The following is a 26,393-nucleotide window of genomic DNA, read 5'->3' on the forward strand; positions in this document are numbered from 1 at the left end:
CAGTCGGCACCAGCACCCTGTCGGGAGAACCATCCAATGTTCCTTTCTAGCGAAGATCATGATCATGTCGCCACCCCTTTCTGGCGCCGTCCTCCCGGCCCGCTGGTTCTCGCTTCCGCCGGCATCCTCGCGTTCGGCCTGGTCGCGGGCGGATACCTGTTGGGTGATGGCCTGACCCGGATGAAAATGGCGGAACGTTCCGTCACCGTGCGCGGCCTGGCCGAGCGCGAGGTGATGGCGGATCTGGCCACCTGGACCATTTCCTATTCCGCCACCGCGCAGGACATGGCCAGCGCCCAGGCGAGCGTTGACCGCGATACCGCCTCCATCCAGGCCTTCTTCGCCGGACTTGGCTTCCCTGAGGATGCCTTGCAGCCGATTGGCGTGAACGTATCGAGCTACATGCAGGATGGCGTGCCGATCTTCACCCTGCGCCAGCGGATGACCCTGCGCACCACCGATATCGAGCGCGCCCAGCGTGCCGTGCGCCAGCAGTTCGACCTGGTGCGGCGCGGGGTGATGCTGGAGGAAGGTTCGGGGATGGCCTATACCTTCACCGGCCTCAACGCGATCAAGCCCGAGATGGTCGCCGAGGCCACGCAGGATGCGCGCGCTTCTGCCGAACAGTTCGCCGAGGATTCAGGTGCGGGCGTGGGCGGTATCCGCCATGCCACGCAGGGCTACTTCGAGATCTACGCCCGCGATGGCGACGGCGGCGGGTGGGGCGTGGCCGATACGCCATACAAGAAGGTCCGCGTGGTCACCACGGTCGATTTCTATCTCGACTGAAGCGGCGCAAAAGAAAAGGCCCGCCCCGTTGCCGGAGCGGGCCCAATTCTGTGCAACCGATCGAAGGATCAGAAGCTGACGCCGAGCGTGACCACGAAGGCATCGTCGACGAAGTTGTACGGAGCCGAGTTGCCTTCGGCATCCATGTAGGCCGCGCCGACCGACAGGTTCTCGGTCAGGGCCACATCGACACCGATCGAGTAATCCCACGCCTTGGAATTGGCGGTGTAGGTCAGGAAGCCGTCGGTGTAGCCGAGGTGAGCGTTGATCGAGATCGGCGAATCCGGGATGCCAACGCCCACATCGGTGTAGATGTAGAAGTTGTCGGTGCCGCCGAGCGAATCCTGCTTCGGCGAGTAGGCAACGCCCACTTCCAGGCCAGCCGGACCGAACTCGAAGCCGAGCGAGGTGTAGAGTTCGTAGTAGTCGAAATCACCCGGGCCCGCATTCGGGAACAGGTAATACAGGCCACCGACATCGAAGGTCACGCCGGGGGCGATTTCGCTCGACCAGCCGCCGTAGATGTCCAGTTCGGTGTGACCGAAGCCTACGGTGTTCTCGTCAAGCGAGGAGCCCCAGGTGCCGACGTAGAAGCCGGAAGGAAGGCCGAAGTCGATGCCGCCCTGGATGGCGGGATCACCACCCGACAGATCCACACCGCGGAAGCGGTACTGGCTGACGATGGAAGCATTGCCGGAAATTTCGATGTCCTGCGCTGCGGCAGGGGCAGCGACGAACACGGAACCGGCGAGAAGAGTAGCAGCCATCAGGCTGCGGACGGACGTAAGCATGGGCAATTTCCTCAATTGCTGGTTGAACTGGATGCCTCGTCCCTACCTGCGTGGTGCGGTCCGGCCTCTTGTTGGTGGGCCAGTTCTCGCAATCACGAAAGGAAAGTGCCTATTTGAGCTGCATCGCACAAGGTTTATTGCGCGTCTGGCCGCATTCTGCCTCCATGTGTTGATTTTGCGCACCACATTCATAGGCCAGACAGGTATTTTCGCCACAAGGGCCTGGCAACAAACCCCCAGTTCGCTTTGGGCCATTGACATGGTTGGCGAGGACAAGGCCTAGCATTTCACACCATGCTGCGATTTATCCGCTCCCTCTTTGCGCCCGGAACGCCCGAGCAGGACCTGCCCGCGGTTCCGCCCGGCCAGCGGGTCTATGCCATAGGTGACGTGCACGGCCGGCTCGACCTGTTCGAGGTGATGGTTGCCGCGATCGAAGAGGACGATGAAGCCGGCGGGGTGGCCGATACCACGGTGATCCTGCTCGGCGACCTGGTGGACCGCGGACCCGATTCGGCCGGTGTGCTGCGTGCGGCCCGCGAGTGGCAGCAGCAGCGCAAGGTGCGGATACTGGCGGGCAATCACGAGGAGATGTTCCTCAACAGTTTCGACAATGCCGAAATGCTGCGTCATTTCCTGCGCCACGGCGGCAAGCAGACGATCCTTAGCTTCGGTGTCCCGCGCCGTATCCTGGCCTCGACAGACCTGGCCGAGATCCAGGAGGCGATGCGTAGCCATGTGCCGCAGGCCGATCGGGACTACATGGCCACTTTCGAGGACATGATCCGGATCGGCGACTATGTGTTCGTCCATGCCGGGATCGATCCTGCAGTGCCCCTGGCCGAACAGCGCCGGTCTGACCTCAGGTGGATCCGCGAACCGTTCCTCTCCCATGCAGAGGCGCATGGCCCGGTGATTGTCCATGGCCATACCATCAGCGAGGAGCCCGAGGATCGCGGCAACCGCATCGGCATCGATACCGGGGCCTATGGCAGCGGCCGGCTGACTGCCCTGGTCCTCGAAGGCACCCGCCGCCGCTATATCGAGGCGGTCGCGGTGGAGGGCAAGGTCGGCGCCGCTCCGCGTGCCATCGGCTAGGGGCCATCGGCTCAACATCAGGCCTGAAATGCCAGGGGGCCTGTAAGCCGGGTTCTGTACCGCCGACGGTATCCCTGATGGGACCGTATCGGCGGCGGCAGCCATTCATCTGGGCGGCCCGTTGCCGGGCGCGCTCTAGCAACCAACCCGGGTCTCTCGGGGCGAAGCACCCCTGCCGGTTTTTAAGGCCGGCGCGAGACCCCTATTTGGTCTTGCTCCGGGTGGGGTTTGCCATGCGGGCGCTGTTGCCAGAACCCCGGTGCGCTCTTGCCGCACCCTTTCACCCTTGCCTGTGCCCTTTAGGGGCCATCGGCGGTATACTCTCTGTGGCACTTTCCCTTGACCTTCCGATTGCTCGGTCGGCCCGGCGGGCGTTACCCGCCACCCTTGCTTCGTGGAGCCCGGACTTTCCTCGATATCTTTGCCCAAAGCAAAGAATACCGCGGCTGCCCGGCCCCCTGGCGCGGGCTATCTAGCAATTCCCCGGTCCCTGTCCAACAACAACTGGAACAGGATCGCGCCGCATTCGCCATCCGGCAGGCCATCGATCGTGCGCGGACGCCAGCGGCGCTGGAAGGCTTCGATCGCCTTGACCGGATCGGTAATGTCATAGCCGAACCGCTCCAGCGCCAGCAGGAAGGCGCCCTGGTTGTCGAACGGATCGCCCAGCGTCAGCTTGTGGGGGCAGGGCAGGCACAGGCGCACATCGGCCAGCCGTTCCCACGGAAAAAGCTCGCCCGGATCGACCTTGCGGGCAGGGGCCACGTCCGAATGACCGACCACGTTGGCGCGCGGCACGTCATACTGCCGCACGATCCGGTGGAGCAGCGGCAGCAGCGCCTCGATCTGCGCCTCGGCGAAGGGGCGATAGCCCAGCGCATGGCCGGGATGATCCAGCTCGATCCCCACGCTGGCCGAATTCACATCGTTGATCCCCCGCCAGCGCGACCGCCCGGCGTGCCAGGCGCGCTTGTCTTCAGGCACCAGACGGATCACCTCGCCTTCTTCGGTGATGCAGTAATGGGCGGAAATCTCTGCCGCCGGATCGCACATGCGGGCCAGCGCCTCATCCACCGGCTTCATCTCGGTATAGTGCAGGACTACCATCGAGACCGGCACTTGCCGCTCGTTCCAGTTGGGCGAGGCGATCTCGCGGTGGACCAGTGGATCGATCATCGCCGCGCCCCGTCCCCGCGATCAGCCGATCAGGCCATCGGGCGCGGGCATGGTCACGCCCAGCACCAGCGCTTCGGGCGCATGAGCGGCCTGCAGGGTACCGCCCTCCTGCGCCACCAGCAGGTGGACCATGTGGGCCGGAGCCGTGCGCCCCGACAGTTCGGCCGGATCGAGCGTGCCGTCGAGCGCTTGGCCGATAGTGGCATCGAAAGCCACGCGGTTGCCGCTGGCGCGGATGGCGATTTCGGTGATCCTGCCACTGGGTCCGGCGCGCATTTCCGCACCCACCGCCAGCGTTCCGCCGCGCACCAGCGAATCGAGGCCGATGGCGGCAAGGTTGAGCAGCACCTTGACCGCAGGCTTGGGCAGGCTGCGTTCGGTCACGGCCCAGTCGAGCTGCAGGCGCTCGTTGTTTGCCACCAGCGCGCCGATCAATTGCCGCGCTTCTTCGGTCGGCACCATCTCGCCAAAGCCGCCGGCTGCACCGAAGGCCAGGCGGAAGAACTTCAGCTTGTCTGCCGAAATCCGCGCGCTCTGCTCCAGCAGTTCGAGACAGCGGTCGCGCATTTCCGGATCCTTCTCGTCGCTGAGCAGCTCCAGCCCGTTGTTGATCGCACCCACCGGGCTCAAGAGGTCATGGCACAGGCGCGAACAGAGCAGGGCGGCGAGATCGAGCGAGGATGTCATTCAGGTTTCCGTATGCCAGCATGAATATCAAAGGTGACAGAAGTGACAGGGTGTCACTTTTGTCAGAAGGGATTTTACCAGCGATTCCAGTGCGGTGTCCGCAGGGTGACAAAGTGACACCACCCCCGGAGAAAGCGCTCGCCAGGCTCCATCCCGTTGGATCAAGGCCTTAGCCCTGCCCGCCATTGTAGGAAAGGCTTTCGCTTAGCGCTGCGATGAAATGCCGCTATTGCGCGATGCCATGTCACAACCAACCCTCCTCACCGGCATTATCGCCGCCGCTGCCCGGCTCGACAAGGCGCTGGCCGATGTGACCGAGCTGTCGCGCGAGCGGGTGAAGGCTTTGATTGCCGAAGGGCGGGTGACGATCGATGGCGTGCCGGCCACCAGCCCTTCGGCCAAGGCGCAGGCGGGCGCGGCCTTTGCCATCCACATTCCGCCCCCGGATGATCCACAGGCCCGTCCACAGGATATCCCCGTTGCCGTGGTGTTCGAGGACGAGCACCTGATCGTGGTGGACAAGCCAGCGGGCATGGTCGTCCACCCGGCGGCGGGCAATGCCGATGGTACCCTGGTCAACGCGCTGCTCCATCACTGTGCGGGCCAGCTTTCCGGCATCGGCGGCGTGGCGCGGCCGGGGATCGTCCACCGGATCGACAAGGACACGTCGGGCCTGCTGGTCGTGGCGAAAAGCGACAAGGCGCATGAGGGGCTGGCGCGGCAATTTGCCGATCATTCGCTGGAGCGGGCCTATCTGGCGGTGTGCAACGGCGCTCCCATGCCGCCTGCGGGCACTGTCCGTGCGCGGCTGGGCCGGTCGGACCATGACCGCAAGAAGATGGCCGTGCTGCCGGACGATTCTAGCCGCGGGAAGCACGCGGTCACCCATTACCGCACGCTGGAACGGCTGGACCACTGCACACTGATCGAATGCCGGCTGGAAACCGGGCGAACCCACCAGGTGCGGGTTCACCTTGCGTCAATCGGTCATCCGCTAGTGGGAGACCCTGTGTACGGCAAGACCATTTCGCAATTGCGCCCGATCCTGAAGGAGCTGGGCTTCGAGCGGCAAGCTCTCCATGCCGCCGTGCTGGGGTTCACCCACCCGGTGACAGGCGCGGTTCACCGCTTCGAAAGCCCCATGCCGGCAGATATGCGGGAACTGATCGACCAAACAGGTTATTCCAATCGATGAAATGCGTCCTATCTCACCCAATGTTCGTCTATATGGCTAATAATCGCCTTATGGGTTGACCAACAAAAGTGGCTGCAAACGGCACGGTGCCCAGCAGGGGCCTGCAACGTGCGGCTGACGCAAGAAAGGTTCAGGAACCAGTGACTACCAAGCGACCTACCACGATGCCGGCCTTGAGCGGAGAGCAGAGCCTCAACCGCTACCTGTCGGAGATCAAGAAATTCCCCGTTCTGACGGCCGAGCAGGAATACATGCTGGCGGTGCGTTACCGCGAGCATGAGGATTCCGATGCCGCCGCGCAATTGGTGACCAGCCACCTGCGCCTCGTGGCCAAGATTGCCATGGGCTACCGCGGCTACGGCCTGCCGGTGAGCGACCTCATTTCCGAAGGCAATGTCGGCCTGATGCAGGGCGTGAAGAAGTTCGAGCCCGAACGCGGCTTCCGCCTCGCCACCTATGCTATGTGGTGGATCAAGGCGAGCATGCAGGAATTCATCCTGCGCTCGTGGAGCCTCGTCAAGATGGGCACCACCGCTGCGCAGAAGAAGCTGTTCTTCAACCTGCGCCGGATGAAGCGCCAGATGGAAGCCTATGAGGACACCGACCTCACTCCGGCCGAAGTCACCAAGATCGCCACCGATCTGGGCGTGCCGGAACAGGAAGTGGTCAACATGAACCGCCGGATGATGATGGGCGGCGATGGCTCGCTCAACGTCACCATGCGGCAGGGCGAGGAAGGCAGCGGCGAATGGCAGGATTTCCTGACCGACGACCGCCCCTTGCAGGACATGGTCGTGGCTGATGCTGAGGAAGCAGACATGCGCCGCGAGATGCTGGTTGAAGCCATGGGCAGCCTGAATGACCGTGAAAAGCACATCCTCACCGAACGCCGCCTGACCGACAACCCGCAGACGCTGGAAGAGCTGAGCCAGGTTTACGACGTCAGCCGCGAACGCATCCGCCAGATCGAGGTGCGCGCCTTCGAAAAGCTGCAGAAGGCCATGCAGCGGATCGCGGGCGAGAGGCTGATGCCGGTCGCGGCATAAGTCTCGCGGAATGAAATCACCAGGGGGGCCGGGCGGTAACGTCCGGCCCTTTTGCTTTGGCGCGCCGTTCGCTACAGCCGCCTCATGGTCGCCCGCATTGCTCTCTGGATCGCCAAGGCTATCGCCATTTTCATCGCGCTCAGCCTAGTGCTGGTCGTGCTGTTCCGTTTTGTGCCGGTCACCTATACCATGACCATGCTGATGGACGAGAATGCGGTGACGCGCGACTGGGAGCCGTTGAGCCGGATCGACCGCAACATGGTGAGCGCGGTGATCGGGGCGGAGGACAGCAAGTTCTGTTCGCACAGCGGCTTCGATACCGAAGCAATCGAGCAGGCGATCGAGGAGCGCATGGCCGGCACGCGCGAACGCGGGGCCAGCACGATCAGCCAGCAGACCGCCAAGAACGTATTCCTGTGGCAGGGCGGGGGCTTTTTCAGGAAAGGGCTGGAGGCCTGGTTCACTTTCCTGATCGAGGCCTTGTGGACCAAGCGGCGGATCATGGAAGTCTATCTCAACGTGGCGGAAACCGGCATCGGCACCTATGGGGTGGAGGCCGGTTCGCAGCGCTATTTCAACAAGTCCGCCGCGCGGCTGAGCCGGGACGAGGCAAGCCGGATTGCTGCCGCGCTGCCCAGCCCGAAAACGCGCGAGGTGGTGAATCCCTCGGGCTTCACCCGCCGCTATGGCAATACCATCGAGGCGCGGATCGGCGTGGTGCGGCGCGACGGCCTCGACGCCTGCGTTTACGACTGACGCATGGGCGGCGCGCACTCGCATAACCACGACCACCACCACCACCATGGCCCGGCGGACCACGGCCGCGCCTTTGCCGTGGGCGTGGTGCTCAACACCGCCTTCGTGGTGGTCGAGGCGACCTTCGGGATCATGTCCGGCTCGATGGCGCTGATTGCCGATGCGGGGCACAACCTCAGCGACGTGCTGGCCCTGCTCATCGCCTGGGCGGCCAGCATCTGGGCCAGGAAGCCGCCGAGTGCGCGCTATACCTGGGGGCTGAAAAGCTCGACCATCCTGGCGGCGCTGGCCAATGCCATGCTGCTGCTGGCTATCGGCGCAATCACCTACGAGACCATCAACCGCCTGATCGACCCGGTGGAGCCCGAGGGTTGGACCATGGTCTGGGTGGCCAGCGTCGGCATCGTCATCAACACCGTGACCGCGTTGATGTTCATGCGCGGCCGCAAGCACGACATCAACATCCGCGGCGCCTTCCTGCACATGGCGGCAGACGCGCTGGTCTCGGTCGGTGTGGTGCTTGCAGGCGTGGCGATCCTGTTGACCGGCGCGGTGCTGATCGATCCCATTGTCAGCCTGGTGATCGTGGCAGTGATCGCGGTCGGCACCTGGGGGCTCTTGCGGGATAGCGTAAGGATGGCGCTGGGCGCCGTGCCCGACAGCGTGGACGAGGCGGCGGTACGCAGGTTCCTGTGCGGCCTGCCGGGGGTGTCAGGGGTGCACGATCTCCACATCTGGCCGATGAGCACCACCGAAACTGCGCTGTCGGTGCATCTGGTCATGCCGCAGGGCCATCCGGGCGACACGTTTCTCCACGACCTCGCCGAAGAGCTGGAGCACCATCACGCCATCGGCCATGCGACGGTACAGGTCGAAACTGATGGAGCGGGTTGCGGGGGATGCAGTTGAGCGAGGCGAAGGATTCCCCGCAGCGAAATTGACTTTCCTCCCCTTTCGCGCATCCTGCGATGAAAAGGGGTGGGGATATGTGAATGCTGAAACTGGGATCCTGGCAGTTCGGCCTGCTTATCGGTCTGGTGCTGCTGGGACTGATGATCATGCTGGCAGCAATGCCGCTGATCGACCGGCCGCCGCTGGAAGGACCGGCCACGTCCGCCTCGGTCATGGGCGCGATCATGACGAGCCTTCCGCCGCATGTGGTGCTGTGGATGACCTTCCAGGACTATATCATCTTTGCCAGCCTGCTGTTCGTCCTGTGGCGGAAAGAGGCGCAGATCTATGCCCTGGGGCCGATTGCCAGCCACATCTTCCTGTTCGCGCTGCTGCCGTTCGTGCCGGTGGACAAGGTATCGGTCGGTTTTGCGGCCCTGAGCCACTGGCTGTGGGCCGTCCCGCTCTATCTCCTGATCCGGGCATGGCCGCAGATCGACAAGAAGACAGGCTTCGGTGTCTGGATAACCCTTGCGATCGCGCAATTGAGCATATCGCTGGTCTTCGACCTGCGCGATGGCGCGAAGTTCCTGCTATCGTTCCTGTAAGGGCGAGTTAACAGGCAGGGCTGGCGGGGACGGCGGCTGCCTCAGGCAGCCTCGTCCTTGCGCTTGGCTTTCTTGCCTTCCATCACGCGGACCGGTTCCTTGCGGCCCGCAACCACATCGGCATCGACCACGACTTCGCTGATATCGTCCATCGACGGCAGGTCGAACATCGTGTCGAGCAGCAGGGCCTCCACGATCGAACGCAGGCCGCGCGCGCCGGTCTTGCGGGTGATGGCCTTCTTGGCGATCTCCTCCAGCGCTTCGTCGGTGAAGGTGAGGACCACGTCTTCCAGCTCGAACAGGCGGGCATACTGCTTCACCAGCGCGTTCTTCGGTTCCTTGAGGATGGTCACCAGGGCTTCCACGTCGAGGTCGTGCAGCGTGGCGATCACCGGCAGGCGGCCGACGAATTCGGGGATCAGGCCGAACTTCAGCAGATCCTCCGGCTCGCACTTCTGCAGCATCTCGCCCACGCGCGCCTTGCTGGGATCGGAGATGTTCGCGCCGAAACCGATGGAGCGCTTCTGCAGCCGGTCACCGATGATCTTTTCGAGGCCGGCAAAGGCGCCGCCGCAGATGAACAGGATGTTGGTCGTGTCCACCTGCAGGAATTCCTGCTGCGGATGCTTGCGACCGCCCTGCGGCGGGACAGAGGCGGTCGTGCCTTCCATCAGCTTGAGCAGCGCCTGCTGCACGCCTTCGCCCGATACGTCGCGGGTGATGGAGGGATTTTCCGCCTTGCGGGTGATCTTGTCGATCTCGTCGATATAGACGATCCCCTGCTGCGCCTTCTCGACGTTGTAGTCGCTGGCCTGCAGCAGCTTAAGGATGATGTTCTCCACGTCCTCGCCCACGTAACCGGCTTCGGTCAGCGTGGTGGCGTCGGCCATGGTGAAGGGCACGTCGAAAGTGCGGGCCAGCGTCTGGGCCAGCAGCGTCTTGCCGCTGCCGGTGGGGCCGACCAGCAGGATGTTGGACTTGGCCAGTTCGACATCGTTGGCCTTGCCCGAATATTTCAGCCGCTTGTAGTGGTTGTGCACGGCGACCGACAGCACACGCTTGGCGCGTTCCTGGCCAATGACATAGTCGTTCAGCGTCTCGCAGATTTCGTGCGGAGTGGCGATTTCGCCATCCTTCTTGCCCGCTATGCCGCCTTTGGTTTCCTCGCGGATGATGTCGTTGCACAGCTCCACGCATTCATCGCAGATGAACACGGTGGGGCCGGCAATCAGCTTGCGCACCTCGTGCTGCGACTTGCCGCAGAAGCTGCAGTACAGGGTGCTCTTGCTATCGGATCCGCTCAACTTTGTCATAATCTACCCAGAAGCGCCGGAATGCCGGCACAGGAATCAGCTCGTTATCAGCCTGCGCCAGTGTAGGCCCGGCGCGGGCAATATCAATCTTGCGCATCCTACATAGCCCTGCATTGATCCAGCGTGAAGGAGCAGGGTTGCCAAAATGCTACAGGTTCATGTCCGGACAATAACCTGACCGGCATGACCTTTTCGTTATTCCGGCGCGCCGCCGGTGCCTTCGCCCGAGCTACCGGTGCCATCCTCGGCATCGGTCTTGGGACGGTGCGCGAAGACCGCATCGACCAGGCCGAAAGCCTTGGCTTCGTCAGCCTCAAGGAAGGTATCGCGGTCCATCGCCTTTTCGATCTCGTCCAGCGTCTTGCCGGTGTACTTCACGTAAAGGTCGTTCATCCGGGCGCGGATGCGCAGGATTTCGCGGGCCTGGATCTCGATGTCGGAGGCCATGCCGCGCGCGCCGCCCGAAGGCTGGTGGATCATGATCCGCGCATTGGGCAGGGCCACGCGCATGCCGGGTTCACCCGCGGCGAGCAGGAAGCTGCCCATCGATGCCGCCTGGCCGATGCACACGGTCCGCACCTTGGGCTTGATGTACTGCATGGTGTCGTGGATCGCCATGCCGGCCGTCACCACGCCGCCGGGCGAATTGATATACATCGAGATGTCCTGGCTGTTCTCGCTTTCGAGGAACAGCAACTGGGCGACGATGATCGAGGCCATGTTGTCTTCCACCTGGCCGGACACGAAGATGATCCGTTCGCGCAGCAGGCGGCTGAAGATATCGAAGCTGCGTTCGCCGCGGCTGGTCGATTCGACGACGACGGGCACCAGCATGCCGGTGACAGGATCGGTGGAAAAACGGTCGCGGCTGTCGCCGAACAGGTCGAACATGGATGCCCTCTCGTGAAAATAAGCAAGGCCTATGTCGCGCCTGTATGCGTGATGTTCAAGGGGCTTAACCACGCTTGTGGATGCCGGTTGGGGACAAGCTGGATGCGCGGGCCGTCCGCAGGCGGGATTTCGGACGGTATTGCGCGGGCGCAAGGGTGGGAGCAGGATCGGAGAATGATAGCAAGGCAAGCCGCATTTTTCGCCCCGCTCCTGATGGTCGCATCACCTGCCCTGGCTGAACAGCCTGACCGGCAGAACCACACGCGCATCGAACAGAATGCGGATGGGGAAAGCTTCATCGTCCTGGTGCATCCCCGGCCTGTGGTTGATGCTGCCAATGCCTTTGTGGCGAGGATTACCGCGCTCGACGATTCCGGCCCGCAATTGAATGCCGTGCTGACCTATCGCGAGGATGCGGGGCTTGAGGCAATCAACAATACTGAACGCCTCCTGGAGGGGCGCACCGTGCTGGTGAAGGACAACATCGAAACCGCCGAGTGGCCGACCACCGCCGGATCGCTGGCGCTGGCGGGCAACATGACACTGCGCGATGCACCTCTCATTTCTCGACTGCGCGCAAATGGCGGCGTGGTGCTGGGCAAGACCAACCTGTCCGAATGGGCCAATATCCGTTCGTCCAATTCCTCTAGCGGGTGGAGCGCGACAGGCGGGCAGACGCGCAACCCGCACGCAACGGACCGCAGCCCCTGCGGATCGTCCAGTGGCAGCGGGGCGGCGGTGGCGGCAGGGTTTGCCTGGGCGGCCATCGGCACCGAGACAGATGGCTCGATCACCTGCCCCGCCAGCGTCAACGGCATTGTCGGGTTCAAGCCCACCGTGGGCATGGTCAGCCGCACCCATGTGGTGCCGATCAGCGCCAGCCAGGACACCGCAGGGCCGATGGCGACCAGCGTGCACGATGCCGCCTTGCTGCTCACTGCCATTGCCGGCAGCGATCCGCTAGATCCGGCCACAGCGGGTGCCGATAGCCATGCGGTGGATATTACCGAAAGCCTCGCCACGGCCTCGCTGGCGGGCGTGCGGATCGGGGTGATGCGCTGGCAGGTGGGGGATCTGGCCCCGCTGACCGCGCTGTTCGAACAGGCGCTGCGCGATCTGGAAGCGGCGGGCGCGGTGCTGGTCGATGTCGCTTTCGAGCCTGACGAGAGCATGTATGCCGACGAATATACCGTCCTGCTCTATGAACTGCGCGAGGGGCTGGATGCCTACCTCGCCGGATCGCCCGCCGATATCCCGGTGCGCAGCCTCGACGATGTGATCGCCTACAACCGCGCCAATGCCGATCGCGAGATGCGCTGGTTCGGGCAGGACATTTTCGAACTTGCCGCCATGACCACCGACCGGGCGGAATATGCCCGCGCCCGGGCCAATTCGCTGCGGCTGGCAGGGCCGGAAGGCATCGACCGGCTCTTGGCGGAACACGAGGTGGCGCTGCTCGTCGCGCCGACCGAAGGGCCGGCCTGGCCGATCGATCTGGTGCTGGGTGACAATTTCACCGGCGGCATCGGCGCTGGCAGCCTCGCGGCCATTGCCGGATACCCCCACCTGACCGTGCCGATGGGGGCGATGGAGCGCCTGCCGGTGGGCCTGTCATTTATTGGTCCTGCATGGGCCGACCAACTTGTGCTACAAGCCGGTGCCGCCTACGAGCGGGCGCGCTCTGCCGCTGTTCCCGTGCCCTCTTTCGAGCCCTGGAGCGCCGAGTAGCGCGAGACAGTTTGTTACACGATGTCTGGTTGTGGCCCAAATTGCTAAGGTCTAATACTTTCGGACATAATCAACAGGGTGGGATATCGGTTTGCGGGTTTGCCTGGTTCAGTCGGGACGGATTGCCTTGGCCCTCGCCATGCTGGGCGCAGCCGTGCCCGCAGCAGGGCAGCAGACCCCAGCAAATCCTGGCGACCTGCTGGCGGGTGCCGACACTGCGCAACCCGCTCCTGCATCCGAACTGGCCCTGGCCGGTGCTCCCCGCGTCTATTATCCCGCCGATTTTGCCAGCGTATCGCCGCGCTCCGCGCTCGACATGGTCAACCAGATTCCCGGCTTTTCGGTCGAGGGCGGCGGGCGCAATTTCAACCAGGCGCGCGGGCTGGGCCAGGCCAGTGGCAATGTCCTGCTGAACGGCCAGCGCATAGTCACCAAGGCCGGTTCGGTAACCGACGAACTGGCGCGGATCGCGGCGGAAAACGTCATCCGCATCGAGCTGGTAGAAGGCTCCACGCTCAATATCCCCGGCCTGTCCGGCCGTGTCGCGAATGTCATCGCCGAATCAACCGAAGATCTTTCCGTGCAGTTCGAATGGCGCCCCCAGCTTGCCGCCGAATATTCCGATCATCGCTGGCTGGAAGGCATCGTTTCGGTTTCGGGCAGCAGTGGCAACCTGGACTATACCGTGGCGGTCGAAGGCCGCCCCTTCCGCAACGGCAACGGCGGGCTCAATCTCATCACCTATGGAGACGGGAGCTTCGAGGAACGTTTCAGCCTGACCCGCTCCGCCGGTGACGACAAGCGCTTGTCGGGCTCGCTGCGGTACGAGACCAACGGCGGCACCGTGGCCAGCATCAACGCCGCCTACCTCCACCGCCGCTTCCACAGTTTCGAGGACGAGACAGTGATCGGCCCGGCCGGAGTGCCGCCGCTCAGCGAGGTGTTCAACCAGCGCAACCGTGGCCACGATTTCGAACTGGGCGGCGATATCGACTTTGCCCTCGGGCCGGGTCGCTTGAAGCTGATCGCACTGGATTCCCGGGCGACCCAGACCAACCGTTCGCAATCGGTCAACGATCCGGCCACCGGCGCGGACCCCACCGGCTTTGGTTTCGAGCTCGACACCCAGCGGGGCGAGCGCATCGGGCGGGGCGAATACTCGTGGGCCATGTGGGATGCCGACTGGCAGTTCTCGTTTGAAGCGGCGTTCAATCGGCTGGACCAGGCGGGCCAGCTTTCGCTGCTCGATGCGGCGGGCAATTTCGTGCCGCTGCCCTTTCCTTCGGGCACCGGAGGTGTTCGCGAGGAACGCTATGACGCGGCGATATCCTATGGCCGCCCGCTCGCGCCGGGGCTGACCATGCAGCTGATCCTGGCAGGCGAATATTCGGCCATCAGCCAGTCGGGCAACAATGCCCTGTCGCGCACCTTCCAGCGGCCCAAGGGTTCGTTCAACCTGGCCTGGGCGGCGGCACCCAACACCAGGGTCAGCTTCAGGATCGACCGCCGGGTCGGCCAGCTCAACTTCGGCGATTTCCTCGCCTCGGTGAATCTCAACGACAACAACCAGAACGCCGGCAACAACCGCCTCCGCCCGGACCAGAGCTGGGGCGCGGAACTTGAGGTCACACGCGACCTGGGTGCCTGGGGCAGCCTGACGGCCCGCAGCTTCATCCGCCGGTTCGAGGACTTCGTTACTTTCCTGCCCACCGCGACCGGCGGCGAGGCGCGCGGCAATATCGACTGGGCGCGGGTCATGGGCGTGGAGCTCAACGGCACGCTGCAACTCGATCCGCTGGGCATTGCCGGAGGCCGGATCGACCTGAACGCTTCGCGGCGCGATTCGCGCTATATCGATCCGGTGACCGGAGACTACCTGCCGGTCCAGTTTGCCCAGCCTTACGGCTTCGAGGTCAATTACCGGCACGATGTGGCGGGCAGCAACTGGGCCTATGGCGGCGGCTATCGCAAGTCGGGCCGCAACCCCTATTACCGCGTGTCGGAAGTGGGTCTGGACTACAACATCGGCCAGAACCTGCAGGTCTTTGTCGAGCACAAGGACGTGTTCGGGCTGACCGTTCAGGGCCGGGTGAGCAACCTGCTGGAAAAGGAATCCGTGCTCGATCGCTCGGTCTTCACCGGACCGCGCGGCAGCGGCGCACCGCTGCTGTTCAGCGAATTCCGCGTGCGCGAAGTGGGCCGGGTGGTGAACTTCACCGTCAAGGGCAGCTTCTGACGCAGCGCTGAAAGCCCAAACGAAGAGGGCGGCCCCGCGATTTGCGGAGCCGCCCTTTTTCGTTGGCGCGCCGTAGCGGCCTTACTTCTTGGCAGCAGCCTTCTTGGCCGGAGCCTTCTTGGCGGCAGCAGGCTTGGCTTCTGCTTCCTTGGGCTCGGCCTTCTTGGCAGGTGCCTTCTTGGCCGGAGCCTTCTTTTCAGCTGCCGGCTTTTCATCAGCGTCCTTCGCCGCTGCCTTCTTGGCCGGGGCCTTCTTGGCGGCGGGCTTCTTGGCCGCAGGCTTGGCTTCGGCCGTGCTTTCCTCGGCTTCGATCGCGGCTTCCAGCTCCTCGCGGGTCACTTCGCGGGTGGTCACTTCGGCCTTGTCGAACAGGAAATCGACGACCTTGTCCTCGTACAGCGGAGCGCGCAGCTGGGCCTGGGCCATCGGCTCGTTGCGGACATAGTCCACAAAGCGCTGGCGGTCTTCCGGACGGTACTGCTGGGCCGCCTGCTGGATCAGCATCGACATTTCTTGGCTGGTGATATCCACGCCATTGGCCTGGCCGATTTCCGACAGCAGCAGGCCGAGGCGCACGCGGCGCTCGGCGATGCGCTTGTAATCGTCCTTCTCGGCTTCGATCTCGGCCTTGGCGGCGGCAGGATCGTCCTCGCGGTCGGTTTCCGCCTGGAGCTGCTGCCAGATCTGCTCGAACTCGGCTTCGACCATGGTCGGCGGAACGGCGAAATCGTGGTCGGCAGCCAGGGTGTCGAGCAGCTGGCGCTTCATCTGGGTGCGGGTGAGGCCGGCAGTTTCCTGCTCCAGCTGGATCTTCACCAGTTCCTTCAGCTTGTCGAGGCTGTCGAGGCCAAGCGTCTTGGCGAAGTCCTCGTCAACCTTGGTTTCGGCTTCGACCTTGATCGACTGCACGGTGATGGCAAACTGGGCGTCCTTGCCGGCAAGCTGTGTTGCCTGGTAATCGGCCGGGAAGGTAACGGTGATGGTCTTTTCGTCACCCGCCTTCACGCCGGTCAGCTGGTCCTCGAAACCGGGGATGAACTGGCCCGAACCGATAACCAGCGGCGTGCCTTCGGCCTTGCCGCCTTCGAATTCCACGCCGTCGATGCTGCCGACGAAATCGATGATCAGCTGGTCGCCGTCAGCGGCCTTCTTCGTCTTGGGCGCGTCCTTCCAGCTCTTCTGGTTGGCAGCGAACTTGGCCAGGGCTTCGTCCAGCTCCTTGTCGGTGACCGGAACGACCAGCTTTTCCAGGGTCAGGCCATCGACCGAAGGCGCCTCGATATCGGGCAGCACTTCGACTTCGACGGTCAGCTCGGCATCCTTGCCCTGCTCGTAACCCGGGGTCATGTCGACCTTGGGCTGGAGGGCGGGGCGGAGCGACTTCTCGCGGATCAGGCCATTGACCGATTCGCGCAGGGATTCGTTCAGCGCATCGTTGTGCAGCGCGTCGCCGTGCATCTTGCGGATCAGGTTGGCAGGCACCTTGCCGGGGCGGAAGCCGGGCATCTTCACCTGCGGCGCGATCTTCTTCACCTCGGTATCGATGCGCGCTTCGATGTCCTTGGCCGGAATGGTCACGGTATAGGCGCGCTTGAGCCCTTCGTTGGTGGTTTCGACGATCTGCATGATACGAGCTTTCTATACAAAACGGTGCTGCCGGCCCCGATTGCGTCGGAACTGGTGCGGGCGAAGGGACTCGAACCCCCACATCTTGCGATACTGGTACCTAAAACCAGCGCGTCTACCAATTCCGCCACGCCCGCGAGCCGACGATGATGATCGGGCATGTGCCCGACAAACAGGCAAGCGCCCTTAAAGGGGACCGGCACAAAGGGCAAGCGGCCATGGGCGGCCGGTCTGCGGATTCTGGTCTGCAGAATTTGGCACATTGCAGCGCGCGGCGCGAAAGGCGGATTGATCTTGCTGCACTGCCGGGGCTAAGCGCTTCGGCATGAGCGAAGAAAACAACCCCAATCCCTCCGGCGCGCCGACAGGCGATACGCCGCCCGATCACCTCGCGATCAATCCGTCGAGCGATTTTTTCGATGCCGACAAGCTGCAGCGCGGCGTGGGTATCCGCTTCAAGGGGCGCGAGCGGACCGATATCGAGGAATACTGTGTATCTGAAGGCTGGGTGCGCGTGCAGGCCGGCAAGGCGATGGACCGCAAGGGCCGTCCGCTGACCATCAAGCTCAACGGCCCGGTCGAAGCCTGGTATCAGGACCTGGGCGATGATGCGCCGGTGAACAGGGTTCCGAGCGACAAGGCTTCATCCGCCAAGGCTTAATCCGGCAAGGCTTGGCCCATCCTCCAAATCGTTGGACCTTTTTGCCAGGGTCAAGCAAACCATTGCACGCCCGTTCCGTTTCGGCATAAGGATAATTGCGGGGATCGCATTACGGCAGGGGGCCGATGGTAGACTGGACCGTCCTGCAATGGTTGGCGCTTGTTGAGCGCGAGCTGTTGCTTTTTGCAGGCGTTTTTTTCTTTTGGGGGCGGTGGACGAACTGCTGGTCGATGGACTGTGGGGCTGGATGCGGCTGACCGGCCGGACACCGCAGCTCGAACTCGACCGCCGTGACATGCGCGCCCACCGTCTTTCCGGCGCGGCAGCGGTGTTCATCCCGGCATGGCACGAAGACCGTGTGATCGAGCACACGATTGCCCATGCGCTGGCATCGTGGCCGCACCAGGATTATGTCATTTACGTAGGGGTTTACCGCAACGACATGGCTACGCTCGTTGCCGCGATGCGCGGGGCCGGGGCGGACCGGCGGGTGCGCCTGGTGGTGCACGATTGCGACGGGCCGAGCACCAAGGCCGATTGCCTCAACCGCCTCTACCGTGCGCTGGAGGTGGACGAGGCGCGCAAAGGGCGCGACGTGCGCATGGTCGTGCTGCACGATGCCGAAGACATGGTCGATGCGGCCGAACTGGGCTTGATGGACAAGGCGCTGGGCCGGGCCGAATTCGTGCAAATCCCGGTCATCCCGTTGCCGCAGCCGGAAAGCCGCTGGATCGGCAGCCATTACTGCGAGGAATTTGCCGAGGCTCACGGCAAGACCATGGTCGTGCGCGACTGGCTGGGTACCTGCATGCCGTCCGCCGGGGTCGGCTGCGCGCTGGAGCGCGGCATGCTGCGCAAGCTGGCAGAGATGGCCGACGCCGAGGGTCATGCCGAAGCTGGCGGACCGTTCTCGATCCGGTCGTTGACCGAGGATTACGAATTCGGCATGCGCATCAAGGAAGCGGGCGGACGCTCGCGGTTCCTGCGGGTGCGGGGCGAGGACGGGTCGCTGGTCGCCACGCGGGCGTTGTTCCCTTCGCGGCTGGACGAAGCGGTGCGGCAGAAGGCGCGCTGGGTCCACGGGATCGCCTTGCAGGGCTGGGACCGGCTCGGCTGGAGCGGCGGACTGGCTGAACGCTGGATGCGGCTGCGCGACAGGCGCGGGCCGATGGCGGCGCTGGTGCTGGCCTGCGGCTATACCTTTTTCATGATCTCCGCGCTGTTCCTGCTGCTCGGCGGTGTCGGGGTGGAACGGCCGTGGAAGGCCGATCCGGTATTGTTCTGGCTGGTGATGATCAACCTCGGCAGTTTCGCCTGGCGCGCGGTGATGCGGTTCGGCTTTACCGCGAGTGAATATGGCTGGGCCGAAGGGCTGCGCGCCGTGCTGCGTATACCAGTGAGCAACGTGATCGCCATCATGGCCGGGCGGCGCGCTGTCATGGCCTATTTCCGCAGCCTGCGCGGGGCGATCCCGCTGTGGGACAAGACCAGCCATGAGAGCCATCCGGCAGCACCGGCGGGTGAGCCTGTTGCCGTGCCCGTCGCTGCCCGGGTTAGCTTGGCGATATGACGGCCAGCAGGTCTTCCTCCCGGCGCACAATGCGCGGGCAGCCGCTGGTGGTGCTGGTGGCCCTGGTGGCCTGCTGGACCCTGGTGCGCGCGGCGACCTGGTCCTCGCCTCTGCCGGAGGACGGGGCCGACCTTGCCGCTGTCGCCGCGACACAGCCGATGCCCGCCGCCGACGAGCAGCCGCCCGAAGCGCAGGACAGCCCTGCGCCTCCAGCCTGGCAGGCGCCGCCTGTTCCTGCCCTGCCGCTGCAGCCAGCTCCGCTGCTGCCGGTCGAGGTGCCGCCGATCGAGGAACCGTCCGCCGGGCCCTTGGCCGCCGTGAACACCACCGCGGCAAATCCCCGGGCGGCGGTTCCGCCGCGTCTGGCAGCCGGTCACGCGATGCTGCTGGCAGCCGGTTTCGCCCATATGCGGGTGCCGCCCGAGATCGCCGCCTTCTTCGACCCACCCGCTGCTTCCGCCCAGGCCAGGCTGGCGCAGGCACCCAGCGTTCCCGCCGCCGCTCCTGCCCGTTCTTCCAGCCCCGCAGCAGCGCGCCAGAGCCGCTGGAGCGCCGACGGCTGGCTGATGTGGCGTGACGATACGACCACGCCGATCACATCGGGCCGCCCGTCCTATGGCCGAAGCCAGCTTGGCGCGGTGGTCCGCTATGAACTTGCCCCCGGCGCGGCACAGCGCCCGCAAGCCTATTTGCGCGCATCGGCCGCCTTGCAAGGCGCGCGCGAGCAGGAACTGGCCGCCGGCCTTTCCGCCCGCCCGCTTGCGCGCGTGCCGCTGCGCATGGCGGCGGAACTGCGGGCGAGCGACCGGGCCAGCGGCAGCGAGGTGCGCCCTGCAGGCTATGTGGTCACCGAACTGGCGCCGCAAAGCCTGCCCGCGGGGCTGGTGGCGGAGGGCTATGCCCAGGCAGGCTATGTCGGCGGACAGGTCCCTACGGCCTTTGTTGATGGCCAGGCGCGGCTTGACCGTTCGCTGGCGTCTGCCGCCGGTTTCGACCTGCGGGCAGGCGCTGCCGCCTGGGGCGGGGCCCAGCGCGAGGGGGCACGGCTTGACGTTGGGCCGACGGCTTCGCTGGGCTTCCAGGTGGGCGCGACACGCGGCAGGCTGGCGGCCGATTACCGCTTCCGCGTGGCAGGCGATGCCGAGCCTGCGAGTGGCCCGGCGATAACACTATCCGCCGGTTTTTAAGTAAAGGCGCCCATTCACCTTCTATCCAGCGCGGCGATACGATAGGCGCTGTGCATGGATGTCTATCTGCCCATTGCCAACCTTGCGGTGAACGGTCTCCTGATCGTGCTGCTGGGCGGTGCGACGGGTATTCTTTCGGGCATTTTCGGCGTGGGCGGAGGGTTCCTCACCACGCCGCTGCTGATTTTCTATGGCATCCCGCCCACTGTGGCGGCGGCATCGGCGGCTACCCAGGTGACCGGGGCCAGCGTGTCGGGCGTGATCGCGCAGTCGCGGCGCGGCGGGGTCGATTACCAGATGGGCGGGGTGACCGTGGCCGGCGGGCTGGTCGGCGCGCTGCTGGGGGCGGTAATCTTCAACCTGCTGGAATCGCTGGGCCAGATCGACGTGGTGATCTCGATCCTCTACGTCCTGCTGCTCGGCTCGATCGGCGCGCTGATGGGGCGCGAATCCATCCAGACCATGCGCCGCAAGCCCGAGGACAAGCACCGCGCCGCCAAGCGCCGCCACCACCCGATGATCGCCGCCCTGCCGATGCGCTGGCGGTTCTACCGTTCGGGCCTCTACATCTCTCCGCTCGCCCCGCTGCTGCTGGGCATGGTGGTGGGCGTGCTGACCATGCTGATGGGCGTGGGCGGCGGGTTCATCATGGTGCCCGCCATGCTCTATATCCTGGGAATGAGCGCCAATGTCGTGGTGGGAACCAGCCTGTTCAACATCCTGTTCGTCACGATGATGAGCACGATGGTTCATGCGCTGACGACCGAGGCGGTCGATATCGTGCTGGCGGGACTGCTGCTGATCGGATCGGTTTCCGGCGCGCAGATCGGCACCCGCATGGCCGTGGCGATCAAGCCTGAATACCTGCGGCTGGGGCTGGCCGCCATCGTGCTGGCCGTGGCGGCGGTGATGCTGTTCCGCCTGGGTGTGGTGCCCGACGAGGTCTATACGGTGGTCCCGCTATGATCGCGCGCCTGTTCACCATTCTTGCGGTGTTGTTCGCACTGCCCGGGGCGGCGCATGCGCAGGGCCGTGACCCGATCCTGGTGACCGAGGTCAGCCAGCACGAGGTCCTCGTGCGGCAGGGCTTCACCGGCACCCAGTTGCTGCTGTTCGGCGCGATCCTCGAACCCGACGGGCGGCGCGCGGCCGACGATTACGAGATCGTGGTGATCCTGCGCGGACCCGGCCAGGCGATCCAGGTCCGCGAGAAGCAGCGCTTTGCCGGCATCTGGATCAATGCCGAGGCCAGCTCGTTCCGTTCCGTCCCCAGCTTCTTTGCCCTCGCCAGTTCCGCGCCGGTGGCCGATATCGTCGATGAGCGCACGGCCGCGATCTACGAATTCGGCCTCAACCAGTTGCAGCTTTCGCCGACCGGCTCGATCGACCAGGAACAGTATGATCGCTTCACCGCGGGCCTGGTGGACCTGCGCCAGCGGCAGGGGCTGTTCCAGCAGAACGAGGCGGGCGTGGGCATTACCGAGGACGTGCTGTTCCAGGCGCGCATCGCCCTGCCGTCCAACGTCACCGTGGGCCGCTATGTGGCCGAAACCTTCGCCGTGCGCGACGGGCGGGTGGTCGCATCGGCCAGCACCGAAGTTCAGGTGCGCAAGGAAGGGTTCGACCGGGTGGTGGCCGAACAGAGCCGCGAGAATTCGTTCGCCTATGGCCTGCTGGCCGTGGCACTGTCGGTCTTCATGGGCTGGGCAGCGGGCCGCCTCTACGCCCTTGTCTGATGCCGCAGCACTCCTTGCGTTTCCAGCGCAATAGCCACAATCTTGACGCGATCTTAACTTCGTAATCCTATGCCTGCCCTCGCTTTCTACCATGGAGTGAGCAGCGATTATGAACGAGATGACGCGGCCTGCATTTGCCGATCTCATGGGCAAGGGCACTTCCGGCCTGCGCGATGAAGCCGGCACGGCGGCACATCCTGCCCCTGCCGCGATGCTATCCGACAATGCGCAGAACCCCATCGGCGTGGTGCTGGAAATCGCCGGTTCGGGCTCGCAGATCGCGCTCGACATGCTGCGCCTCAGCGAATGCATGGACGATGCCGATCCGTCGATTGCGCTTGCCGGACAAGTCGGCAGCCAGATCAAGATCCGTACCAAGGATGGCTGGCTGCTGGCCAGCGTGCGCAACCAGAAGCGTGACCGGCGCGGCGGTGAAAGCAACGCCGTGGTCGCCAATATCGATTTCATGGGCGAAGGCATGGAGGAACGCCTGACCGGCAAGATCCACGGTTTCCGCCGCGGCGTGACCCGCTATCCCATCCCCGGCGCGCTGGTCTATCCGGCCAGCACCGAAGACCTGCGGCAAATCTATTCGAGCGATGGACGCTCCTCGATCCAGATCGGCACGGTCTATCCCACCACCGATATCCGGGCGGCGATCTATATCGATGCGCTGCTGGGCAAGCACTTTGCGCTGCTCGGCTCCACCGGCACCGGCAAATCGACCAGTGCGGCCCTGCTGCTGCACCGCATCTGCCAGGCAGCGCCGCAGGGCCACATCGTGATGATCGATCCGCACGGCGAATATTCTGCCGCCTTCCGCACCAGTGGCACGATCTTCGACGTATCGAACCTGCAGATGCCCTACTGGCTGCTCAACTTCGAGGAGCACTGCGAAGTGCTGCTGAAATCGAGCGGCGATGACCTGCAGGCCGACAAGGACATCCTCGCCAAGTGCCTGCTGCACGCCCGTTCGAAGAACCGGCTGGCGCAGCAGATGGGCAAGATCACTGTCGATTCGCCCATTCCCTATCTCCTCAGCGACCTGACCAACATGTTGCAGGACGAGATGGGCAAGCTCGACAAGGCCACGACCAGTGCGCCCTACATGCGCATCAAGACCAAGATCGAGGAACTGAAGGCCGATCCGCGCTACCAGTTCATGTTCTCCGGCATGCTGGTGGGCGATACGATGGCGCAGTTCATCAGCCAGGTGTTCCGCATGCCGGGCGATGGCAAGCCGATCTCGATCATCGACGTGTCGGGCGTGCCGTCCGATATCACTTCCACCGTGGTGGCCGTGCTGTCGCGCATGGTGTTCGATTTCGCCATCTGGGGCCGCAACGAAAAGACCCGGCCGATCCTTCTGGTCTGCGAAGAAGCCCACCGCTACGTGCCGAACGAGCGCAATGCCGATGGCTCCAGCGTGGGCCGCATCCTCAGCCGCATCGCCAAGGAAGGCCGCAAGTACGGCATTTCGCTGGGCCTTATCACCCAGCGGCCGAGCGACCTGGCCGAAGGCGTGCTGTCGCAGTGCGGCACGATCATCTCGATGCGCCTCAACAACGACCGCGACCAGGCCTTCGTGAAGGCCGCCATGCCCGAGGGCGCGCGCGGTTTCCTCGATTCGATCCCCGCGCTGCGCAACCGCGAATGCATCATCTGCGGCGAAGGCGTGTCGATCCCGATGCGCGTCAGCTTCGACAACCTCGAAGAGTCCAAGCGCCCGGCCTCGGAAGACCCGAGCTTCGTGGACCTGTGGAGCGAGGAAGGCGGCGAGGAAGAGCAGGTCGAGCGCGTTGTCCAGCGCTGGAGAACGCAGGGCAACTGAGCTTTCGTTTTCCGCTCACCCATCCAGGCGAGCGGTCCTCGGTGCCGATCCTTCCGCTACGCTGCAGGGCACCTGCGGGCGCGCGTTCGCGCTTGCGGGCCGATGCCCGTTCCAGCTTCTACAAGATACGGCTTTGTTCGGCGGTAAGCCGAACCATAGGCCGACCGGCCGCCCGCAGGTGCCCCCGCAGGCGTAGCCGGAGGGAATGGCACCGAGGACCGCTCGCCCGGATGGGCGTGCGGAAAACTAAGGTGCGTGCTTCCTCAGATTTCCGGTTTGAACCGACCCGCGGGCTGTCCATCGGCTTGGACCTGTTCCGCCGCCTCGCGCGCGGTTTCGGCTTTGGCCCGTTCGCGCCAGTCGGTCTTGGCATAGGCCCACCAAGCCATCAGCAGGGCGGCCAGGGCCGAGACCGGGAAGCTCCACCAGATCGCATCCGACCCCAGCCAGTCATAGGTCAGGTAATAGAACCCCAGCCGCACAGGATAGAGCGCGACTGACAGGATCACGAGGGGCACCCATACCGCGCCGCCTGCGCGCATCGTGGCGGTCAGCACCATGGTGACGCCAAAGATGATGAAGTTCCATCCGGCCAGGAACTGGATGTGCCGGGCCAGCGGCACCGCCGGACTGTCCGGCCCGAGGAACAGGACCAGCGCGGGCCGGTCGAAGGCCAGCAGTAGGACGGTAACGATCCCGGTCATGGCGAACTGCACCCACACGCCGTTGCGCGTCAGGCGTGACAAGGCATCCCACTTGCCCGCGCCGATATATTGCGCCGCCATGGCGCTGATTGCCCCGCCGATGGCCATTGCGGGCATCTGGATATAGGTGAACAACTGCATGGCCGCGCCATAAGCGGCGGTCATCATCATGCCTTCGCGGTTGACCAGCCCCACCACGATGATGCCCGATGCGCTCATGATCAGCATCTGCGCGCCCATCGGCACGCCCTTGGCGAGGATATAGCCCAGTTCCTCGCGATCGGGCTTGAGATAGGCCACTTCCTTGCCCCGCAGCCTCAGCGGCAGGTCGCGGGCATAGACATAGATCACCATCAGGATGAAACTGGTGACAGAGGCGATCACCATGGCCAGCGCCGATCCGGTGATGCCCAGTTCGGGGAACGGCCCCCAGCCGGTGATCAGGATCGGGTTGAGGATAATATCCAGCACCACCGTCACGCCCATGAAAATGAGCGGCGTGCGCGCATCGCCCGATCCGCGCAGGCCCATCTGCAGGATGATCGAGGCCATGACGATGGGCATCGAAACGAACAGCATGCGCAGGTAATCGAATGCGAGGCCCCGCGCCGCGCCGGGCGTGCCCAAAAGGTCCAGCAGCGGGCCGGTGAAGGCAAAGCCAATGACCGCAATCACCGTCATCACGACGAAGCTGAACCCCACCGCCGTGCCGAAAGTGCGGCGCGCGCCATCGAGGTTGCGCATCCCGAACCGCTGGCCGATCTTCACCGTGCCGGCCATGCCCACGCCGAATGCGGCGGCCGACATCAGGAACATGATGATATTGGCATTGGCCGTGGCCGCCAGCGCCTCCTCCCCGATCAGCCGCCCGACCCAGACCGAATTGATCGTGCCGTTCAGGCTCTGCAGCACGTTGGAGGCCAGCGTCGGCACGCTGAACAGCAGCAGGGTGCGCAGGATCGGCCCCTGCGTCAGGTCGCCCCGGAAGGGTGATTTGGGCGCGGTTTCCGGTACTGCCGGTGCGCTTTCGCTCATGTCCCGCGCGTGTCCCCGTAGAGATGGATGTGGAGGCGCGGGCTTAGCCGGAAACCATGTTCCAGGCATAGGGGGGCCAGCCACTTCTCCCGCATGGCGAGCGTGGGGCTGTCGGTCCCCTCGGCCATGAGGAATGTGCGCGCTGGCGGGATGGCATGGGCGCGCTGGAGGGCGAGCACTTCGTTCACGTCCTCAGGCGCCGCGATCACGAACTTGAACCACGCCCGCGGGTCGGTCGCCCAGCGGTCGAGCATGTGCGGGATGAGCGCCAGCTCCGCCGGATTGCCGCTGTGCGCCAGCTTGGGGCTGACATTGTACTGGTCCACCCGCACATCGAGCCGGGCGGGTGGGTCGACCGTGCCGTTGGTCTCGATCTCGATCGCCATGTCGGGCAGCAGATCCAGCAGATCCGCCAGCCGTCCCGCCTGCAACAATGGCTCGCCGCCAGTAATGACGAGGCGCTTCTGGCTGAGGGCGAGGATACGTGCGGCCACGTCGGGCAGTTCGAGGCTGAGCTGGTTGGCCTTTCGGTCGTAGGTCTGGCCGCCGCGATGCGGGCGGTTATCGCCCGCAAAGTGCCAGGTGTAGGGGGTATCGCACCAGGTGCAGGCGAGGTTGCAGCGGCTGAGGCGCAGGAAGGCCACCGGCATTCCGGCAGAGGGGCCTTCGCCTTGCAGGCTGGCGAAAATCTCCGGTTCGCCGGGGGATTGGGTGGCAAGGGTCAGCATGAAATCTTCCCCGGAACGGGGAGGGGGACCGCCCGCAGGGTGGTGGAGGGGGCTGTCAGCGATAGGCTGCGCTTGTGTCGAGGCTCCACCACCCTGCGGGTGGTCCCCCT

At 64.5% G+C, this 26,393-nt stretch carries 23 protein-coding genes, 1 tRNA gene and 1 other RNA gene; 15 read left to right on the plus strand and 10 right to left on the minus strand.

Annotation, left to right across the window (positions count from 1 at the left end):
- The first annotated feature begins 36 nt into the window (after positions 1-36).
- Positions 37-789 (plus strand): SIMPL domain-containing protein, encoded by a 753-nt coding sequence (locus M3P36_RS07700; RefSeq protein WP_249702667.1) that lies wholly within the window; start codon positions 37-39, stop codon positions 787-789.
- A 68-nt stretch (positions 790-857) separates the two neighbouring features.
- On the opposite strand, the gene M3P36_RS07705 is transcribed toward M3P36_RS07700, so the two are convergent.
- The gene (locus M3P36_RS07705) at positions 858-1,580 is read right to left on the minus strand and encodes a TorF family putative porin (protein WP_249702668.1); all 723 of its coding nucleotides are present in this window, start codon (positions 1,578-1,580) and stop codon (positions 858-860) included.
- A gap of 294 nt (positions 1,581-1,874) precedes the next feature.
- Between M3P36_RS07705 and M3P36_RS07710 the strand changes: the two genes are divergently transcribed.
- Entirely contained in the window at positions 1,875-2,678 is an 804-nt protein-coding gene (locus tag M3P36_RS07710; RefSeq protein WP_249702669.1) for a metallophosphoesterase family protein, read from the plus strand.
- Between the two features lie 27 nt (positions 2,679-2,705).
- Here the strand turns inward: M3P36_RS07710 and rnpB are convergent.
- From rnpB to M3P36_RS07725, 3 genes are all read right to left on the minus strand, one after another.
- Positions 2,706-3,140: RNase P RNA component class A (gene rnpB, locus M3P36_RS07715), an RNA gene on the minus strand.
- 6 nt (positions 3,141-3,146) lie between these two features.
- A complete protein-coding gene (locus M3P36_RS07720) occupies positions 3,147-3,854 on the minus strand; it encodes an N-acetylmuramoyl-L-alanine amidase (protein WP_249702670.1) in 708 nt (235 codons plus the stop codon).
- 21 nt (positions 3,855-3,875) lie between these two features.
- Entirely contained in the window at positions 3,876-4,541 is a 666-nt protein-coding gene (locus M3P36_RS07725; protein ID WP_249702671.1) for a histidine phosphotransferase family protein, read from the minus strand.
- Between the two features lie 241 nt (positions 4,542-4,782).
- On the opposite strand from M3P36_RS07725, the gene M3P36_RS07730 reads away from it, so the two are divergent.
- The 5 genes from M3P36_RS07730 (at position 4,783) to M3P36_RS07750 (ending at position 9,037) form a co-directional block, all read left to right on the plus strand.
- Positions 4,783-5,736 carry an RluA family pseudouridine synthase gene (locus M3P36_RS07730; protein ID WP_249702672.1) on the plus strand — a complete coding sequence of 318 codons (954 nt, stop codon included), beginning with the start codon at positions 4,783-4,785 and terminating at the stop codon, positions 5,734-5,736.
- Positions 5,737-5,900: 164 nt separating this feature from the next.
- Positions 5,901-6,782: an RNA polymerase sigma factor RpoH gene (gene rpoH / locus M3P36_RS07735; protein ID WP_249702760.1), complete on the plus strand. Its 882-nt coding sequence runs from the start codon at positions 5,901-5,903 to the stop codon at positions 6,780-6,782.
- An 84-nt stretch (positions 6,783-6,866) separates the two neighbouring features.
- Complete coding sequence (gene mtgA / locus M3P36_RS07740; protein ID WP_249702673.1) at positions 6,867-7,538, plus strand: monofunctional biosynthetic peptidoglycan transglycosylase; 672 nt, start codon at positions 6,867-6,869, stop codon at positions 7,536-7,538.
- 3 nt (positions 7,539-7,541) lie between these two features.
- Positions 7,542-8,447 carry a cation diffusion facilitator family transporter gene (locus M3P36_RS07745; protein ID WP_249702674.1) on the plus strand — a complete coding sequence of 302 codons (906 nt, stop codon included), beginning with the start codon at positions 7,542-7,544 and terminating at the stop codon, positions 8,445-8,447.
- Positions 8,448-8,530: 83 nt separating this feature from the next.
- Complete coding sequence (locus M3P36_RS07750) at positions 8,531-9,037, plus strand: hypothetical protein (RefSeq protein WP_249702675.1); 507 nt, start codon at positions 8,531-8,533, stop codon at positions 9,035-9,037.
- A 41-nt stretch (positions 9,038-9,078) separates the two neighbouring features.
- On the opposite strand, the gene clpX is transcribed toward M3P36_RS07750, so the two are convergent.
- Both clpX and M3P36_RS07760 read right to left on the minus strand, forming a co-directional pair.
- Complete coding sequence (gene clpX, locus M3P36_RS07755; RefSeq protein WP_249702676.1) at positions 9,079-10,350, minus strand: ATP-dependent Clp protease ATP-binding subunit ClpX; 1,272 nt, start codon at positions 10,348-10,350, stop codon at positions 9,079-9,081.
- Positions 10,351-10,545: 195 nt separating this feature from the next.
- Positions 10,546-11,241 (minus strand): ATP-dependent Clp protease proteolytic subunit, encoded by a 696-nt coding sequence (locus M3P36_RS07760; RefSeq protein ID WP_249702677.1) that lies wholly within the window; start codon positions 11,239-11,241, stop codon positions 10,546-10,548.
- A gap of 213 nt (positions 11,242-11,454) precedes the next feature.
- Between M3P36_RS07760 and M3P36_RS07765 the strand changes: the two genes are divergently transcribed.
- Together M3P36_RS07765 and M3P36_RS07770 are read left to right on the plus strand one after the other, a co-directional pair.
- Complete coding sequence (locus tag M3P36_RS07765) at positions 11,455-12,969, plus strand: amidase (RefSeq protein WP_249702678.1); 1,515 nt, start codon at positions 11,455-11,457, stop codon at positions 12,967-12,969.
- A gap of 127 nt (positions 12,970-13,096) precedes the next feature.
- Entirely contained in the window at positions 13,097-15,205 is a 2,109-nt protein-coding gene (locus M3P36_RS07770) for a TonB-dependent receptor plug domain-containing protein (RefSeq protein WP_249702679.1), read from the plus strand.
- A gap of 81 nt (positions 15,206-15,286) precedes the next feature.
- Here M3P36_RS07770 and tig read toward each other — a convergent pair whose 3' ends face one another.
- On the minus strand, positions 15,287-16,831 hold the full coding sequence (gene tig, locus M3P36_RS07775) for a trigger factor (RefSeq protein WP_249702680.1): 1,545 nt from the start codon (positions 16,829-16,831) through the stop codon (positions 15,287-15,289).
- Positions 16,832-16,883: 52 nt separating this feature from the next.
- Positions 16,884-16,968, minus strand: a tRNA-Leu gene (locus M3P36_RS07780).
- Positions 16,969-17,156: 188 nt separating this feature from the next.
- On the opposite strand from M3P36_RS07780, the gene M3P36_RS07785 reads away from it, so the two are divergent.
- The 6 genes from M3P36_RS07785 (at position 17,157) to M3P36_RS07810 (ending at position 23,816) form a co-directional block, all read left to right on the plus strand.
- A complete protein-coding gene (locus tag M3P36_RS07785; protein ID WP_249702681.1) occupies positions 17,157-17,492 on the plus strand; it encodes a DUF3297 family protein in 336 nt (111 codons plus the stop codon).
- A gap of 211 nt (positions 17,493-17,703) precedes the next feature.
- The gene (locus M3P36_RS07790) at positions 17,704-19,062 is read left to right on the plus strand and encodes a glycosyl transferase family protein (protein ID WP_249702682.1); all 1,359 of its coding nucleotides are present in this window, start codon (positions 17,704-17,706) and stop codon (positions 19,060-19,062) included.
- The gene (locus tag M3P36_RS07795; protein ID WP_249702683.1) at positions 19,059-20,249 is read left to right on the plus strand and encodes a hypothetical protein; all 1,191 of its coding nucleotides are present in this window, start codon (positions 19,059-19,061) and stop codon (positions 20,247-20,249) included. The genes M3P36_RS07790 and M3P36_RS07795 overlap by 4 nt, the downstream gene beginning before the upstream one ends.
- Positions 20,250-20,303: 54 nt before the next feature.
- Positions 20,304-21,215 carry a sulfite exporter TauE/SafE family protein gene (locus M3P36_RS07800; protein WP_249702684.1) on the plus strand — a complete coding sequence of 304 codons (912 nt, stop codon included), beginning with the start codon at positions 20,304-20,306 and terminating at the stop codon, positions 21,213-21,215.
- Complete coding sequence (locus tag M3P36_RS07805; RefSeq protein ID WP_249702685.1) at positions 21,212-21,985, plus strand: TIGR02186 family protein; 774 nt, start codon at positions 21,212-21,214, stop codon at positions 21,983-21,985. The genes M3P36_RS07800 and M3P36_RS07805 overlap by 4 nt, the downstream gene beginning before the upstream one ends.
- Before the next feature lie 211 nt (positions 21,986-22,196).
- Complete coding sequence (locus M3P36_RS07810) at positions 22,197-23,816, plus strand: ATP-binding protein (protein ID WP_249702761.1); 1,620 nt, start codon at positions 22,197-22,199, stop codon at positions 23,814-23,816.
- Between the two features lie 263 nt (positions 23,817-24,079).
- On the opposite strand, the gene M3P36_RS07815 is transcribed toward M3P36_RS07810, so the two are convergent.
- Together M3P36_RS07815 and M3P36_RS07820 are read right to left on the minus strand one after the other, a co-directional pair.
- The gene (locus tag M3P36_RS07815) at positions 24,080-25,555 is read right to left on the minus strand and encodes an MATE family efflux transporter (RefSeq protein WP_249702686.1); all 1,476 of its coding nucleotides are present in this window, start codon (positions 25,553-25,555) and stop codon (positions 24,080-24,082) included.
- Complete coding sequence (locus M3P36_RS07820; protein ID WP_249702687.1) at positions 25,552-26,283, minus strand: 7-carboxy-7-deazaguanine synthase QueE; 732 nt, start codon at positions 26,281-26,283, stop codon at positions 25,552-25,554. Before M3P36_RS07820 ends, M3P36_RS07815 begins: the two co-directional genes overlap by 4 nt.
- Positions 26,284-26,393: the final 110 nt, after the last annotated feature.

It is taken from the genome of Altererythrobacter sp. KTW20L (genome assembly GCF_023501975.1).
In the GTDB taxonomy this organism is placed as follows: domain Bacteria; phylum Pseudomonadota; class Alphaproteobacteria; order Sphingomonadales; family Sphingomonadaceae; genus Alteraurantiacibacter.